At 43.5% G+C, this 15533-nt stretch carries 20 protein-coding genes; 10 read left to right on the forward strand and 10 right to left on the reverse strand.

From position 1 onward, the window contains the following. Positions 1-3: 3 nt before the first annotated feature. The 7 genes from MUY27_RS03055 to MUY27_RS03085 all read right to left on the reverse strand — a co-directional run bounded on the left by MUY27_RS03055 (position 4) and on the right by MUY27_RS03085 (position 5676). On the reverse strand, positions 4-2073 hold the full coding sequence (locus tag MUY27_RS03055) for a hypothetical protein (protein WP_245128499.1): 2070 nt from the start codon (positions 2071-2073) through the stop codon (positions 4-6). A gap of 9 nt (positions 2074-2082) precedes the next feature. Next, the gene (locus tag MUY27_RS03060; RefSeq protein ID WP_245128500.1) at positions 2083-2529 is read right to left on the reverse strand and encodes a hypothetical protein; all 447 of its coding nucleotides are present in this window, start codon (positions 2527-2529) and stop codon (positions 2083-2085) included. 151 nt (positions 2530-2680) lie between these two features. Next, positions 2681-3391: a hypothetical protein gene (locus MUY27_RS03065; RefSeq protein WP_245128501.1), complete on the reverse strand. Its 711-nt coding sequence runs from the start codon at positions 3389-3391 to the stop codon at positions 2681-2683. Positions 3392-3393: 2 nt separating this feature from the next. After that, positions 3394-4608 carry a PBSX family phage terminase large subunit gene (locus MUY27_RS03070; RefSeq protein ID WP_245128502.1) on the reverse strand — a complete coding sequence of 405 codons (1215 nt, stop codon included), beginning with the start codon at positions 4606-4608 and terminating at the stop codon, positions 3394-3396. Positions 4609-4611: 3 nt separating this feature from the next. Then, positions 4612-5070 (reverse strand): DNA-packaging protein, encoded by a 459-nt coding sequence (locus MUY27_RS03075; RefSeq protein ID WP_245128503.1) that lies wholly within the window; start codon positions 5068-5070, stop codon positions 4612-4614. Between the two features lie 27 nt (positions 5071-5097). After that, entirely contained in the window at positions 5098-5514 is a 417-nt protein-coding gene (locus MUY27_RS03080) for a hypothetical protein (RefSeq protein WP_245128504.1), read from the reverse strand. A 24-nt stretch (positions 5515-5538) separates the two neighbouring features. After that, entirely contained in the window at positions 5539-5676 is a 138-nt protein-coding gene (locus tag MUY27_RS03085) for a hypothetical protein (RefSeq protein WP_245128505.1), read from the reverse strand. Between the two features lie 174 nt (positions 5677-5850). Here MUY27_RS03085 and MUY27_RS03090 point away from each other — a divergent pair, with 174 nt between their 5' ends. Both MUY27_RS03090 and MUY27_RS03095 read left to right on the forward strand, forming a co-directional pair. After that, on the forward strand, positions 5851-6540 hold the full coding sequence (locus MUY27_RS03090; protein WP_245128506.1) for a S24 family peptidase: 690 nt from the start codon (positions 5851-5853) through the stop codon (positions 6538-6540). A 77-nt stretch (positions 6541-6617) separates the two neighbouring features. Beyond that, positions 6618-6962 carry a hypothetical protein gene (locus MUY27_RS03095; RefSeq protein ID WP_245128507.1) on the forward strand — a complete coding sequence of 115 codons (345 nt, stop codon included), beginning with the start codon at positions 6618-6620 and terminating at the stop codon, positions 6960-6962. Here MUY27_RS03095 and MUY27_RS03100 read toward each other — a convergent pair. Next, positions 6959-7318: a response regulator gene (locus MUY27_RS03100; RefSeq protein WP_245128508.1), complete on the reverse strand. Its 360-nt coding sequence runs from the start codon at positions 7316-7318 to the stop codon at positions 6959-6961. The two genes, MUY27_RS03095 and MUY27_RS03100, sit on opposite strands and share 4 nt — an antisense overlap. Before the next feature lie 173 nt (positions 7319-7491). Here MUY27_RS03100 and MUY27_RS03105 point away from each other — a divergent pair, with 173 nt between their 5' ends. Next, on the forward strand, positions 7492-7854 hold the full coding sequence (locus MUY27_RS03105; protein ID WP_245128509.1) for a helix-turn-helix domain-containing protein: 363 nt from the start codon (positions 7492-7494) through the stop codon (positions 7852-7854). Here the strand turns inward: MUY27_RS03105 and MUY27_RS03110 are convergent, their stop codons facing one another. Both MUY27_RS03110 and MUY27_RS03115 read right to left on the reverse strand, forming a co-directional pair. Beyond that, the gene (locus tag MUY27_RS03110) at positions 7855-8310 is read right to left on the reverse strand and encodes a hypothetical protein (RefSeq protein WP_245128510.1); all 456 of its coding nucleotides are present in this window, start codon (positions 8308-8310) and stop codon (positions 7855-7857) included. Positions 8311-8346: 36 nt separating this feature from the next. Beyond that, the gene (locus MUY27_RS03115) at positions 8347-9624 is read right to left on the reverse strand and encodes a metallophosphoesterase (RefSeq protein ID WP_245128511.1); all 1278 of its coding nucleotides are present in this window, start codon (positions 9622-9624) and stop codon (positions 8347-8349) included. 117 nt (positions 9625-9741) lie between these two features. On the opposite strand from MUY27_RS03115, the gene MUY27_RS03120 reads away from it, so the two are divergent. The 7 genes from MUY27_RS03120 to MUY27_RS03150 all read left to right on the forward strand — a co-directional run bounded on the left by MUY27_RS03120 (position 9742) and on the right by MUY27_RS03150 (position 15504). After that, positions 9742-10383 carry an HAD family hydrolase gene (locus MUY27_RS03120; RefSeq protein ID WP_245128512.1) on the forward strand — a complete coding sequence of 214 codons (642 nt, stop codon included), beginning with the start codon at positions 9742-9744 and terminating at the stop codon, positions 10381-10383. Positions 10384-10874: 491 nt separating this feature from the next. Next, complete coding sequence (locus MUY27_RS03125) at positions 10875-11852, forward strand: glycosyltransferase (protein ID WP_245128513.1); 978 nt, start codon at positions 10875-10877, stop codon at positions 11850-11852. A 26-nt stretch (positions 11853-11878) separates the two neighbouring features. Then, positions 11879-13168 (forward strand): glycosyltransferase family 4 protein, encoded by a 1290-nt coding sequence (locus MUY27_RS03130; protein WP_245128514.1) that lies wholly within the window; start codon positions 11879-11881, stop codon positions 13166-13168. A gap of 1 nt (position 13169) precedes the next feature. After that, positions 13170-13751, forward strand: a complete 582-nt coding sequence (locus tag MUY27_RS03135; protein ID WP_245128515.1) for a D-glycero-alpha-D-manno-heptose-1,7-bisphosphate 7-phosphatase — start codon at positions 13170-13172, stop codon at positions 13749-13751. Positions 13752-13772: 21 nt separating this feature from the next. After that, a complete protein-coding gene (locus tag MUY27_RS03140; RefSeq protein ID WP_245128516.1) occupies positions 13773-14882 on the forward strand; it encodes a glycosyltransferase family 9 protein in 1110 nt (369 codons plus the stop codon). Further along, positions 14872-15207, forward strand: a complete 336-nt coding sequence (locus MUY27_RS03145) for a cupin domain-containing protein (protein ID WP_245128517.1) — start codon at positions 14872-14874, stop codon at positions 15205-15207. The genes MUY27_RS03140 and MUY27_RS03145 overlap by 11 nt, the downstream gene beginning before the upstream one ends. A 78-nt stretch (positions 15208-15285) precedes the next feature. Then, positions 15286-15504 carry a hypothetical protein gene (locus MUY27_RS03150; RefSeq protein WP_245128518.1) on the forward strand — a complete coding sequence of 73 codons (219 nt, stop codon included), beginning with the start codon at positions 15286-15288 and terminating at the stop codon, positions 15502-15504. Positions 15505-15533 lie beyond the last annotated feature (29 nt).

Below are 15533 nucleotides of genomic sequence, written 5' to 3' on the forward strand. Positions count from 1 at the left end.
GGTCTACTGGGTTTGGATATTTAACGAAGGCTGGTTGAATACTACGCTGAACTGGTACCGGCCGTAGCGGGTCTCGTACTCGGTATATGTGGCGGTATTGATTACCACTGTTTGCCATTTAACCGGGTTGGACGATAACAGCATTTGCACTTTAGGCGAATACTTAATGGATTGTAGACCTTTGATATCTGCGATGGAAAGATCTTCGGCCATCAGCTTTATCTTACTGCCTGCATTTTTGCTGATCACTTCTTCTATACCTTCCTGGTTTTCCCAGTCGGTCACAAATTTTTTAACGATCACCGCATTCTGTACATCCAGCGAAACTTCCTGGTTATAAACAAAGCGGTAATAATTCCACGACCCGCTTAGTCCGATCCAGCGCAGGTAGATGGAATTATCTTCCACGGCATCATCAACTCGGATGGTTTGCGTTTGTGTAACCGGGACAGGGTTGTTGTCAGTATCTCGGTATTTCAGCACGATACTCAAATAACTGGCTTCGGGCGGAAGGTCTGGCTGAATCAGTAGTCGGTTTAACCCCAACTGATTTGGGAGTAGAACGCCGGTGGTGTTTGTCGCTGTTTGCCTGATGATGAACTTGCCGCCATCCTGCTGCAGTAGAAAAGAGTTGTTGTCGTTTAGTAGGTATGACGTTAAAATACCGTCTGATAGCGGGTTGCGGTTGGCATCCAGCATGGTCAGTTCGTAATACAAATTAAGTCCAACCAGATCTTCGCTGTAAATAAAGCCAATATCAAACGGATAACCAGGACTGAATGCCGGCTCTGCAAAATCCGTTACCCACTGCGCCCTGAAATCCGGACTGGCCACTGTTTTAAAAGGAATATATACCGCCATGTTGCCGCCATATTTGCTGCCCAATTGCCGGGCGGAATAGGTGATGTAATAAGGTTCGGCAATTGTAATCTCATCTGCCTTTTGTTCCTGCTGGTTTTCGTCTACCCAGCTTTCCTGATAGGCCACCTGGTAACTGGCACTCAGGTTGGTATCGCGGTAATTAGTTAACGTATAATTACTGTTGTCTGCTGCAAATAACAGGCTCTGCAAAAAGCTGGAAAGATCTGCCCGGATAACGCCTTTAGCATCCGGTCGGTTTTCAGAGTTGATACTTTTCATCAACCCGGTTTCTTTATCTTGGTAAATTACCCTGGTGGTTACTTTATAATAGCTGCGCAGGGTATTGCTGTTCATAAAGCCTGTTGTTCCAGTGCCAACGATATATGGTACATCCAGCGTAAGTTGTGATCCCGAAGCATCCAGTACATTATAAATTCCGTTATACGCTCCGGCATTAACATACACCTGGTCGCCTTTTTTGATCTTGGAAACAACTCCATTAATACTGAAAGTAGTACCACCAGACTGCGGGCCGTTTTGAATATTAATCACTTCAAAATCCTTTCGCTGGTAAGTGAAGACGATAGGGTTAAAAGCGGCATTCCATCTACTGATATTTCCACCCGGAAGGGTGACCGACGGATCTGCAATTAGCAGGCTGCGAACTGTCGGTATGGTGAAGGGCAGGCTAGCTACAGCATCGGTTGCATCTTTAGCATAAGCCGTATGTACACCGCCCGAAAGACCGCTGAAAGTTGCCGAGGATTGGTAGGCAAGAGCATCTACGCTGTATTGTACCGGCCCATAAGTAGCAAAAGCATTAATGGTGATGCGGGCATCTGTAGCATTCGCAGCTGACGCTTTTTGGTCAATGTTTACTGCATTGATCCGGACATCGCCATATACGGGTGCCGGGCTTGATGGAACTGTGTAATTTACAACGGTAAACGTTAACAGTTCTGTAATGCCATTCTGGCTTACCTGATCTACTGTGCCGGAAAAGAGTAGCAATCGCTGTCCTGGAATATTATATTCTACGGTTTCTGACTGGCCGTTTGAAGAATCCTGGCGTACGAAAACAGAGACGTAATTACCGTCGGTAGGCTGATTGTTATCGTCGTATACTTCAAGGTAAACGTTGTAGTCGACATGGTACTTGCCAGGGCTTTCAGGTACTACCTTAGCGTCTAATTTATTAATTCTGAATATCATGATTAAGCGTTAATAGGTTTGGAAATACATGGTGGACAGCGTGACGGTAAGGCTGATGCCAGTGGTGTTGACATCATACTTGTTATAAACAGGAGCGCATTTTGCCTTTTCGCCTGCCTTAACTTTAAAATAGCGGCCTTCCCCTTCGCGGTAAGTGGATGCTTTTACCAGGAATTCGTTAGCGAGGTGCAATGCCTGGCTGATATAGGTTTCATTGTCTGACGTGTACTGATCAAATTCCGTCTGGAACAGGAATTCTAGATACACCGTGAAGGTATTATCGACAGAACCGTTCGCCTTTGGTTCGATCACAAAAGGCTGTAAGGGATACATAAAAACACAGGGGAACGATGTATCGTCCGCGAGTACGTTCAACTCGGCGGCCGAGCCATAAATAAAGGAAGGTGTATTGCTGAGGCTTTGAACGATAGCCTCGATCTGATTTCTGATTGCCATAATTTTATTTTAAAAGCTTACTGATGCGATTGCATCAGCTCGGTGTATTTTTTCTGATAAGTTGCTTCGGCCTGGTTAAGCAGTAGTTTGGTAAGTACCAGGTTGTAAGGGATATTCAGTACTTGCTGCCATTTGGTGATATCACCCCCAGCTAACGAGTTAATAGTATTGACGTAGCCAAATTTTTGAAAAGACTTAATTCCGGCCTTTTCTTCCAGCGCAGTTGAACGCGTTGCCAGAAGCCTGTTTTCGGTTTCGATAAGTTTGGATAGCTCAAAAAAAAATACTTGGCTATGGGCAGGGCATCGGTAAAGGCTAATTGCTTTACCTGTTCTGCAAATTCTTCTGCCTGTTGCTCGCTATAGGGCAAACCTGTAGCCACACAGTAGAAATAATGAGCCAGAATGAGTGCGCATGAATTTAACGAAGGGTTGAAGCTGCTTTTCCAGTCTTCTTCGCCGTATTGTTCAATGTGGCGGGTAATTTCATCGGTAATAATGTCCCTGGCGGCAAAATATGCGCCGGCCGGTTCTACACCCAGATTGGTAGCTACTTTAATTGTTTTATTGCGCCCGTTTATTCTGAAGCTAACTGTGGAAGGAAGGCTATCGCTGGTATACAGATTTTTGATAGCCGCAGAAAGGGCTAGTAGCGGGGCGTTGAATATGTCAAGATCGCCGGGGTTTTTGATGTTCTGAAGTTCGGTAAGCGGTGTGCCCGACAAGATCTCGATGGCTTCCATATCGCTCAGGTTTTCTTTCGCCTGCATGGCAATCAATTGTCCCAGGCTAATTTCTCCAAGTTGATCCGGTACGGATAGGGTGATGCTGCCCAGGGTAGTTTTGATGTTTTGCTTGATCATTTTTATAATACTTTAAGTGCTTCTGATACGGTGTTAAAGGCATTGTTTTGCCAGGGTAAGCGCGATTTTAATTTGCCGGGAACCGCCTTTGCCAGTTTTTTAAGCGCCACATATCGTAAGGGGTCTATTAAATGGTTCCAGGCGTCTACGGGTTGGTTGATGGTTTTACCGGTCTGGTCAGTCTTCCACAAGTAGCGCGATAGTTCTTTACGCAGGTTACTGCTGCCTTGGGTGACGTTAATGCGGTAGCGCTTTAAAATATCTATCGAGTTTTTTATGCTGTCTGCACCCTTGCTGGCAGCTACAACAGGCCAGCCCTGTCGCCGCAATTCTTCTATTGATTTTGGTTCGGCGCTATCGGCAATAATATCTACGGCTTTAGAAACTCCAAGGTTGGTAAACTGCCTGGCAATGTCCTGGTTCGTTAGCCCGGTTTGGTAGATCAGCTCGTTCACCCATAATTCGCCGTTGTGCAGAAATACTTCAACAAGGCCGGTTTCATCATTGGTGAAGCCGAAATCTAACCCGTAAGCAATGCGTTTGGCCTCTGAAGGTATTTCAGCGCAGGTAAACCAGTTGTTGAATACCAGTCCGCTTAACCTGCCGGTTAGTCCTCTTGCATACACCTTCCATAGCTCCGTGTCGGTTTCTTTCAGGCTTTCTATCTTCTTGCGGAAGTCTTCGTCTAAAAACGGGTTATGACGATGGTCAGAGATGATCAGTTCTACACTTGGCTGATTGTGCAGGTGTTCATGTACCCAGAAGGCGATATTCGGGTTGTAATCAATAAAAATTCGTTTAGCTGTACGTAGCGACAATTCAGTATAAACAGCCCAGCTAACGCCGTTCGCTTCGTTTACAAAAAGATAATCTCTTTTGCCCGACTTGGCATCCTGCGCGTTATCGTAACTTTTAAACTCCAGTACAGAGCTGTTATGGAATTCAAACACGCGGTCTGTCTTATTATATCCCTTAATGTGGGGTTGCAACGCTGGCGACGTTTGCCAGATGTTGAGCGCATCGCGGAGTGCGCCTGCCTTCAGGTTAGGGATATCCTGCCCGGCTACCGTAATCACCTGCCCCGCCTGTTCGCAAGCCAGGCAAAATAAAACCTGCAGGATGGCGTATGTTTTACCAGAACTTGTGCCGCCCTGATTGATGACAACATGAGCCTTTGAGTGATAATTGGCCTTGAAAAGTATAGTGGTTTTAAACATAGCTTAAAGATTGATGATGACTTCCTTTTCTGATGATGCCGGTGCGAACTGCGTATCCACTATTTCTATTTTAACATTACCTGCCAGGAATGAAGGGAGATCGGTTTTCTCATTCCAGCCCATTGCCTTCAGGGCGAAAATGGCACCGGTAGCCGATTGCTGGTGAAGTTTCTTCTCGTATTCTGCCTCTATACGCAAGCGGGCACGTTTTAAAATCTCGCTGTATTTGCCTTCCTGCTCGTATTGTATGTAAGCGCCACGGCTGTTTAAGCCAAGCCAGTAGGCTAAGCCGCTGAGGGTGGGCGGTTCAGGGTCGCGGTCCCAAACCCGCTGTTCTGTCAATAGACCCTCTTTTCCTTTTACGGGTAATTGCTCCAGGTGATATTCGCCCGCTATGTAGTTGAAATAGCTGGTTACACACTCCTGCAAAGATTTTTTTGAGTGAAAAAAGTGTTTGTCCATTACTTGCTGATTATGCCTTTTGGCATATTAGTAAACAAAGATTTCATTTTCTACCAGTTGGGTAAGTACATGTTTAAGCAATGCTTCGCGTGCCCATTGTTGCTGTATTAGCGAAGCATCATTGCGATACCAGTTGATTGCATCGTTAATGATTCTGCGTGAACGATAAACAAACTTATTTTCGGGATGCATTTCGCTAACGTCATAACTATTTAGCTGTTCATTGTTGATCAGCCGCCCGAACTGTTTTAGCGGAACCTGAAGCTGCAGGCATTCGTCCAGCGTGTTTTTGTAATCGTGTTTATCTTCCAGCCACAGTACCAGCTGGTTTTCGTCCAGGTCATAATCAGCAATGCAAATGCGGCTGTAGTTAAAATCGACAGAGATGATGAGCCACCAGAGTTCTGTCTTAATTTTCTGAGATATTTTTATCAGGCTTTCCATAACAAGGGGTTAAGCAGTTAAAGGTTATTTAAAGTTGAATGGTGGTTGCCAATTGGGGAAATAGCGTCTGATGGCTTCAATCTCCTGTTCATATTTACGGCAAATTTGGTAGTAGGCTTCCAGCCCGTTATGTCTTACAGTTTCGTTTTCAATAGTTTCCATTGGTATGGTATTTTCCTGTTGCTGGTGATTTGTTGAGCGATAGGCCAGGTGCATTTCTGTATTTTGTTTTGTAGTTAATAAAGTTATATTTGTATAGTTGTTGAATTTGAACAAAACAAAAATACAGAATATTCTGTAAAATACAAATAATTTCTGTAAAAAGTTTAAAATAAAATGAGCGAGCAAAAAAACGCCAAAATCAAGACCATACGGCCAGAAACACTGGAGTTTATTATATTATATAACCAATTAAAGGGGAAGGCTTTTAATGGTAATGCCGAGCTGGCAGAGATTTTGGGCTTCAACTCGCCGAGTTCAATTACAGAAATAATAAAGAATAGGCAAAATATAGACCCGGATAAATTCAGAACTTTTAAAGAGTATTATAAGGATTACCTGGATAAGCCGAAAGAGACGGATCGAAAAACTCTGGTACAGAAGGAGGAGGGGATACCTATGTACGAAGTAATCGCCACTGCATCTGGCGTCGAGGTATACAACGACATTAATGACGCCCAGCCGGTAGGGCGGATGAATTTCCCTGGGATAGAAGAGTGCGACTTTGCTTTGCCCGTATGGGGGCATTCTATGTACCCGTATTTAGAGAATGGCTGCTGGGTAGCGCTAAAGATTATTCACGATATGAAGATACTGCCGGGCGAGGTTTATTATATAGAATGGGGTGACTACCGAATGTACAAACGCTTATTGGCCGGTGACAATGAAGACGAAGTGATCGCCCATTCAGACAATACTTCCGAAATGATCGGCAACAGGCTGAAGTACGCGCCCTTTGTAATTAAGAAATCCGAAATAAAAAAACTTTGCCTGGTAAAGGATATTCATAAAAAGCATAATCATTAAAGGATGTTATCGTTAGTTAAGCCTATTGAGGAATATTTTGTAATATTGTTAAACCAATATAAACCGTATTATCTCTGATGGATCTGAATATCGTTTTCGGCGTTTTAGGTGCGCTTGCTTTTCTGCTTTTACTTGTCGGTTTGCTCAAGAAAAGGTCGGTTAAAGCTTTTATGGAAAGTAATGAAGATGTGCCGCAGCTTTATCTTCAGAAAGCGGTGGAAAACAAGATACATACGATTACCAAAGCCATACGGGAAAATCAGGGTAAGGAACTTGGCGACGAATACCAGCAGTTAGCCGCAGACCTGCATAAGCTGAAAGAAAAATACCGCAACAAGCAGATTAGCTTAAAAGGATATGATGCCAACCTGAACAGAATGGTGCAGAAGCTTAGGTACCTGGAAGAAGAATACGAGGATTAAGCCCGATTTAAAAATCTTTTGATAATAGTAGAAAGGTCGCTAATGTCAAAAGGCTTTTCTATAAACCCATCCGCGCTGCAACCCTCGGCTATTTTACTAATGTTAGGTATAGTAGATACCAGTAGCATAGGAATGTGTTTGTATTTGGGTATCGCTTTTAATTTGGCACAAATTTCACTTCCCCTTACTTCCGGCAGTAATTCATCTATTAAAATAAGATCTGGCTTAATATCATGAAGCTCTTCTATAAAGGAAGCATCCGGGAATGATGCTACGTCATACCCCTCGGTAGTAAGTATATACCCCATTATTTCCAGTATATCCTGGTTGTCTTCTATGATCAGAATCTTTGCCAAATTGAGTATCGGGATAATAAATTAAATAGCTAAATATATATTAATATTTTAAAATTTAAAGTTGTGATTTATACGTGTTTTATTCCGATGCTAAGTTTTTCGATTGTAATTCTCGAATAGCGTGAAAAGTAATAATATTGTGAGCACAAACTAAGGGTGTTTACCTGTTATTTATGGCTGAAGATGCAGTAGTTAAAAGGTTCAAAATTATTGTTAAAGAAAACGGCGGTCAGCTGGCTTTGGCCAATGCTATTGGCGTCGATCAGGGCTTTATCAGTAAGATTGTAAACCAGAAGCAGGAGATGAGCTATTACCTGATTCGTAAGCTATGTTTTCAATTGAAGTATTCGCCGGAATGGATCATCCTGGGGACGGGCGAGAAAAAACTGGTAAAGAGCGATACCGTTAAACTGATAACAGAAATACAAACCCTTCAAACAGAGGTAGATATTTTGCAGGCACGCATGCGTGCTTATGAAATAGAACTGAAAGAATTGCGCGAACAGTTGGGCGGCGATTCCCGGCAGGCGGGATAATTAACTCGCGATAGAGTATTGTTGTTGATATTGCTGACCTTCTATCTTACTACGGAATTTTAAATGCGCATTACGAAGCTTATTTAAACAAGCCTGCAAAAAGTTAAGATCGGTTTCAAACACGCTTGTATTCAGCATGTAGCCCAGTTGAGCGATAATGCTCTCTTTGTTTTCAGTCAAAAAGGTCAGTTCTGCTGATAATCGGGTTTGATTAGCCACGCTTGCATTGTAAAGATAATTGGTGCAGTCAGTAGCATAATTACTCCACAAAGACTTGTTGCACAAAACCGATATTAGTTTTTTGTAAATGAATTTTATGTTGCGGTGGATGTACTTAAATTCCAACAGCGATTGTTGATGGGCCTGACCTTTAGCGTATTGGTCGAAGTATTTAATAATAGAATCAGATTCTTCGGCTACGGAAAAATAACAATTGTAAATATCAGTCGATAACATGGGCGTTGAAAATAATTAACATACTATTTACAAATATTATACCGATTGCTTATCAGCGGGCTTTTTTCGTAACGTCAAAACAGTAATTTCTGGCCATATACCTACCCGGCCAGAAAATGCCAGGAAGCCAAAGCCGCGGTTAACATATAAATATCTCTCGTTATGTTCTGCCAGGCCAGCCCAGTCTAAATACCGGTATTGTACCGGGCTCCATCGTAAACCTGCCGTTTCTACGCCAAATTGGGCGCCGTGGGTATGTCCGGACAGGGTTACATGAATATGCGTTGGATGGTAGCGTACAATTTCCTCCCAATGTGTAGGGTCATGCGAGAGCAGTATTTTGAACGAATTTTTAGCTGTGTTTGATAACGCCTTATCTAAATTACCTTTTTGTATAAATCCCCGTCCCCAATTCTGTACACCTATTAGTTCTAAAAACTGGCCGTTTTTCTCCAGCCGTACACTTTCGTCTAACATTAAATGGTATCCTAACGCTGCATGGTGTTGCTTTAAAGTCTCGAGGTTCTGCCGTTTTTCTTCCTGGCTGTTCCATTGAATATAGTCGCCATAATCGTGGTTGCCTAAAATAGAAAACTGGCCGTAAGGCGCTTTCAGTTTATTAAAAGTGTTCAGAAAAGGTTCTACTTCCCAAGCCGCATTATTTACCAGGTCGCCGGTAAATACAAACAGGTCGGACTTTTGGGCCTGGGCTAAGGCCACACCTTTTTCAACCGCTTTATGGTTGTCAAAGCTACCTGAGTGAATGTCTGATAATTGTGTGATGGTAAAACCATCGAAAGCTTCAGGCAGGTCATCAAAATATAGTGTTTGGCGGTGGACTTTATAATTGTACTTTCCTTTGAACATGCCGTATAGGAAAGAGGCAAAAGGAAAGGCTGCAATTAGTAAAGCCAGTTCGCTGATGAATTTTCGTCGCGAAGGGAAATAGCTATCGCTTTCCAGTGATTTACGGTGCTGTGTTTTGTTAATTATACCGGTAATAAACCGCCCGAGATCTCCCAGGGAAAGCACAATCACGAAGACCAGTTTTGAAACCAGGATAGTCAAAAATAAGCTGAGTGCCCATTCATGGAAAGGTGTCATCCCGCGCGCGGTACTGAAGCTGCTGAAGCCGGTAATCAATAATATGGTGATGCCGACAGAAATGATAAGGAAGGCAGCCAGCAATATGATCCGGTAGCGGGAAGGCCAGCCGAGCGTAAGCGTTTTCAGGCCGGAGAAAACATACCAGTCTAATAAAAAGCTGATCAGCGACAAGATCAGGAAAAAAGTAACAAAACCGCCTTTGTGCATATGGTGTAGTTTAAGCCATTAACCCTGTTAGGGTAATTATGTTGTAACGAGCAATGTAACAATCAGATTAAAAAATGGGAGTGCTGTTACTATTTAAATCCTATTTTTGACGCTTCTATGGAAAATCTCAAGAATAAGTTCGACAGTATTATATTCGATTTGGACGGTACGCTCTGGAATTCTACTGAAAATGTAGCTAAAGCCTGGCAGGCTGCTAAAACAGAAGTAGATTATATAAAGGACGACATTACGGTGGCCGATGTGCGGTCGATTACCGGTATGGCTTATGATGCGATATTTGAAAAACTGTTCCCTTACCTGGATACGCAACAGCGAAACGAATTTAAAGCGCTGGCCGCAAAAAAGGAACTGGAGGTTTTACACCAGGAGGGTGGCGCGCTTTACCCTGAACTGACTGAAACATTGAAGGACTTGAAGGCCCGTTACCGGTTGTTTATCGTCAGCAATTGTCAAAGCGGTTATATTGATACTTTCCTGAAGATGGATGATGTAGCCGGGTTATTCGAAGGTCATCAATGTTATGGAACTAAAGGCCAGCCCAAATGGGAGAATATTAAAGATGTGGTAGCAGACTATCAGTTACAGGAACCTGTTTATGTAGGCGACACCATGGGCGATTATGATGCTGCCGCGAAAGCTGGTGTGCCTTTTATTTTCGCTGCTTATGGCTTTGGCAAAGTCGAAACCGGTATGATAGCCGCCATTAATACATTTAAAGAAATCTCTGTACTCCTGTAAAATTGGCAATTTAATTAAAAGTAAAATTTGAAAGACCTTGCTCGCTTCGGAAAACTGCTTTTAATACAACTGATTGTTGTTATTTGCGCTCAGCGGCAGCTCTGGCCTCAAATGCGCTTGTGGGGCTGTGCTCTACAGAAATAAGTTAGTGTATAGTTTTTCTGACAGGTTAATTAAGAGATTCCTTTTTTCTAAAGAACCCTTCATTGTTTAGTTATCATCCTCTTTTGAGGCTTAAAACCGCGTTTTCCTTCACAGAAATTTGTTCCTTTTCTCTCATTTAAACCCGACTCCCTTCAGCGGATCATTCAGATTTATTTACAAAATGCTAAGCTGACTTTTAAACAGGATGGTATAGTATCGTAAAGTAGTCAGTTGGCTGTCACTCTGTACTCCTGAATTTTTGTCAGAAGTGATTTTGGGTAAAATAATCAAGTTAATAAGAAATTGGTGTGCTTATTGGGTAGATAAATTATCTTATTAAGAAAAAAATGATTCAATCAATATTTAAGATTTTTACCTGGAATGTAAACCCGGCTTATTTGTTCAATCTTTCTCAGGCAAATGTACTGATTTACGTTCCGGTTAAAGATAGCAACAAACCTGGTTACCAGGGACGGGGTAATTATTATCCTTACCCTGATAACGTAGTGGAGGTGCCTGCATCAGAGGTGTGTTTTTTAGATATAGATGCGATTCTTTTTCAATCAAAAGAAAATTATTTACACGATCAGTACGACATACTTTCTCAAAACCAGCGGGAGCTGCCAAAATTCTACCTTGAACATGAACCGCCGCGGCCGCACCCCACAAACAGCCAGCACATTGTTCATGATACAAATGTCACTATCGTACATGTAAGTCATTACAACGACCTGATGTGGGATAACAACGCGCAGGAATCGGTTGTAATAGAGCCGGGTGCACCTGACGCAGAAATCAATTATAGCGGCAATAAACCGAGAGGCTTAGTACTGCTGGATCACCTGCCTGCGAAAGGGCGCTGGCTGGGGCTCGATGTATTTTTAAAAGTACGGGAGCATATTCCGCTCGATCTGATTGGCCATGGTAACGGCACATTAGGTGTAAGGGATGCTTCCTTCGAACAGCTGCCTTATTTGCTTTCAGAATATCGTTTTGTTTTTAGCCCTGTCAGATACTCCACTTCCTGCCAGCAATTATACCAGGCCATGATGGCCGGTGCGCCTGTCGTAGGCCTGGCAACAGTTGGGCTTTCAACCGTTGTTACCGACAGTTCAACAGGGTTTGTATCTACAAATGTGAATCAGCTGATTCGCAGTATGCAGCAGTTGATTGATGACCGCGACCTGGCAGGAAATATTGGAAAAGCTGGTCAGCAGGTAGCCAAAGATCGTTTCTCGCTGCAACGATTTATTTATCAATGGGAAAGTTTGCTAACCGATAAGATTTCGAAAAAGCAAGCCCGGCCATATTTAGCATTAGTATAAACATCTCCCACATCATCACAATACCTATGAAATCTAATCCGAAAATTGCATTTATCAGCGAGCATGCTTCACCCTTAGCTACTCTTGGCGGAGTGGATACCGGAGGGCAAAACGTATATGTGGCTCAGGTTGCACGTCAATTAGGCGCCCGCGGGTATGATGTGGATGTGTTTACCCGCTGGGAAGATCCGTCTGCACCGCAGGTGATCGAATGGGTTCCGGGTGTTAGGGTGGTGCATGTAAAAGCAGGGCCGGTTCAGGTTGTTGCTAAAGAAGACTTGTTGCAATACATGCCTGAGTTTACACGCAGCGTACTGGCATTTATAAAGTCGGAAAAAATAAGGTATGATCTCACCCATGCTAACTTTTTTATGTCGGCATTAGTAGCGGCAGATCTGAAAGCAATTTTAAAGATACCTTTTGCAGTTACGTTCCATGCTTTAGGACGTGTACGTCGCATACATCAGGGTGATAGTGACAAGTTCCCGAAGCAGCGGTTACAGATTGAAGAGGATATGGTGAGAAAAGCAGATTACATTATTGCAGAATGTCCGCAAGACCGTGATGATCTGATCAGCCTTTACCACGCTCCGGCTTATAAAATCGTAACTGTTCCGTGCGGGTTCAGTCATACCGAATTTTATCACGTACCAAAATCGCTTGCCCGTCGGTTGCTTCGTGTGGATGAAAGCAAGCATATCTTACTACAGTTAGGGCGAATGGTGCCACGGAAAGGTGTAGATAATGTGATACGTGCACTGTCTAAACTGAAAAATCCTGAATCGTTCTGCCTGCTGGTGGTAGGTGGCGAGACTGATTTGCCAGACACGGTGCAATGCCCGGAAATAGGCAGGTTGCTACAAATTGCAAAGGAGTTAGGTGTAGAAGCGTCGGTACGTTTTGTTGGGCGTAAAAGCCGCGAACAACTGAAATACTACTACTCCGCAGCAGATATTTTTATTACCACCCCATGGTATGAACCTTTTGGAATTACTCCGCTCGAATCGATGGCTTGTGGTACACCGGTGATCGGTTCGAATGTTGGCGGAATAAAGTATACCGTTGTTGATGGAGAAACGGGCGCCCTGGTGCCACCAGAAAATCCGGAAGCTTTAGCTGGCCGTATAGAAGAACTTACAGCTGATAAAGATCTGCTGGAAGATATGGGAAAAAATGCGCTGGAAAGGGTAAACGCTTATTTTACCTGGGCAAGCGTAGCAGATAAGATCAGTGATCTTTACATTCGGATGCTTACCGAAACGGATAGCAAAAAGTTTGTTCAAACATCGCTTAAGAGCAAAAGTAAAGCTGCTTAATATGACGTATAAAGCCGTTTTTCTGGATAAGGACAATACGCTGATAGACGATATCCCGTATAACGTAAATCCGGCGTTGATTACGCTTAAACCCGGTGCTATTGCCGGGTTGCGTTTGTTACAGGATAAAGGTTTTAAGCTGATCATCATCTCTAACCAGGCCGGTGTGGCGAAAGGATATTTTCGTGAGGAAGCACTGGCTGATGTTGAACGCCGCATCTGCGAACTTTTAATGGAGTACGGTATTCATTTAACAGGGTTCTATTATTGCCCGCATCACCCGGAAGGGAGTGTAGCAGATTACGCAATAGCTTGTCACTGTCGCAAACCGTTGCCTGGTATGCTGATCGAAGCCGCAGAGAAGCATCATGTAGATCTATCGGAATCGTGGATGGTGGGCGATATCCTGAATGATGTCGAAGCCGGAAACCGTGCAGGCTGCCGCACGATATTAATAGATAATGGCGGCGAAACAGAATGGATAAAAGATAACGAATACCGCGAGCCGGAACAGGTTTTCAATAACCTGGCCTACGCAGCGCATTACATTGCCACTGCTTTACCTAAAAAGAGATCAGCTTAACTATCACCTCAAAGCTTAAACATGACCCACAATTACCGAAACATTTTATGTATCCGGCTGGACAACATGGGCGATCTGTTAATGTCGTCACCGGCGATTGCGGCGCTGAAGGAAACTTTCGGCGCGAAGATCACCGTACTTACCTCGGCAATGGCAGTAGGCGTAGCCAACTTGATAGATGAAATAGACGAGGTGATGGTGTATAATGTGCCATGGGTAAAAACTAATGAGCACGATAAAAGTGAAGCGTTTTATAGCCTTGTTGAGCAGATTCGTGAAAGGCAGTTTGACGCTGCTGTTATTTTTACGGTTTACAGCCAAAGCCCGCTACCTGCTGCCATGCTTACTTACTTGGCAGGTATTCCGGTTTGTGTGGGTTATTGCCGGGAAAATCCTTATCAGCTGATCAATCATTGGGTGCCTGATAAAGAGCCTTACGAGTTTATCCGGCACCAGGTTCGGCGAGATCTGGATTTGGTTTCCGCTATCGGCGCAAAAACAGCCAGCGAGCACTTACGGTTGAACGTGCCGGATATTAATGAGTTCTTATTAGAGCAAAAGCTACGTGAAGCAGGGGTGAATGAACAGCAACCCTGGCTAATTCTGCATCCCGGTGTAAGTGAACCCAAACGGGAGTACCCGGTAGAGCGTTGGATAGAAGCAGGCAGAAGGGTCATTGATGAACTAGGCTATCAACTATTAATTACCGGTGCAGCTTCCGAGAAGAGTTTGGCTGAGGAAATTGCGTATGGGATAGGTACAGGTGCTTTTCCCGTAGCAGGGCTATTTAATCTGAATGAATTTATTGTATTAGTTGCCCGGTCGCCCATTTTGGTTTCAGTGAATACAGGAACTATACATATCGCCGCTGCGCTGGGTGTCCCTACAGTGGTGTTGTATGCGCTTACCAATCCGCAACATACGCCATGGCAGGTTCCATGTAAGGTGTTGCCGTTTGAAGTCCCGGTTGAAGCGCAAAGCAGAAATGAAGTGATCGTTCATGTAAATAAGTATTTTAGCGCGCAGCAAATTCCCATGCCTTGCGTAGATGATGTGCTAAATGCAGTTAAAGAACTGCTGGCGGGCGAGCTGCAGCACCCAGTTGAAATACAAGCCATTTATGAACAATAACATTTTTTCATTTTCAGATATCCCCGTTAAAGAAATAGCGCCCGGCTATTTTTCTAAACTGATTCATACCGCAACCAATACCGTTAATTTTATTGATGTAAAGGCAGGGAATACCGTCCCTACCCATCAGCACCCTCACGAGCAGATGAGCTTTGTGCTGGAAGGCGAATTTGAACTGACGATAGATGGCGTTGCTCACGTGCTCAACGCACAACGATACGCCGTTATCCCGGGCAATACTTTACATAGCGGGAAGGCTGTTACTGATTGCAGGCTGATCGATATTTTTTCTCCTGCCCGCGAGGATTATAAAAATCTTAAATAATTGTTAAAAAATTTTAAATAGCGCTTGGTTTTCTGCTAGTGCTTTTTTAACTTGTGGTTACCTAATTAAACTAAGGATATGAACCACGAACAAACCAGTAGTGCCTCTTCATGGGGTTTCCTAAGCTCTGACGGTAAATTTTTACCGGTTTCTGCACTAACTACCAAAAGCCTTGAATATGCTTCCAAATCTATTATAGAGCTGCAACAGTTAATAGAAAGCTATATTCTTACAGAAGAATATGAGAAGTGTGCGGTCATCAGGGACGAGATCATCAGGCGGCAGCATGCTAACTAAATTGTATCCGAACGGCCTTTGATGGCTTA

Source organism: Mucilaginibacter straminoryzae (genome assembly GCF_022953055.1).
Taxonomy (GTDB): domain Bacteria; phylum Bacteroidota; class Bacteroidia; order Sphingobacteriales; family Sphingobacteriaceae; genus Mucilaginibacter; species Mucilaginibacter straminoryzae.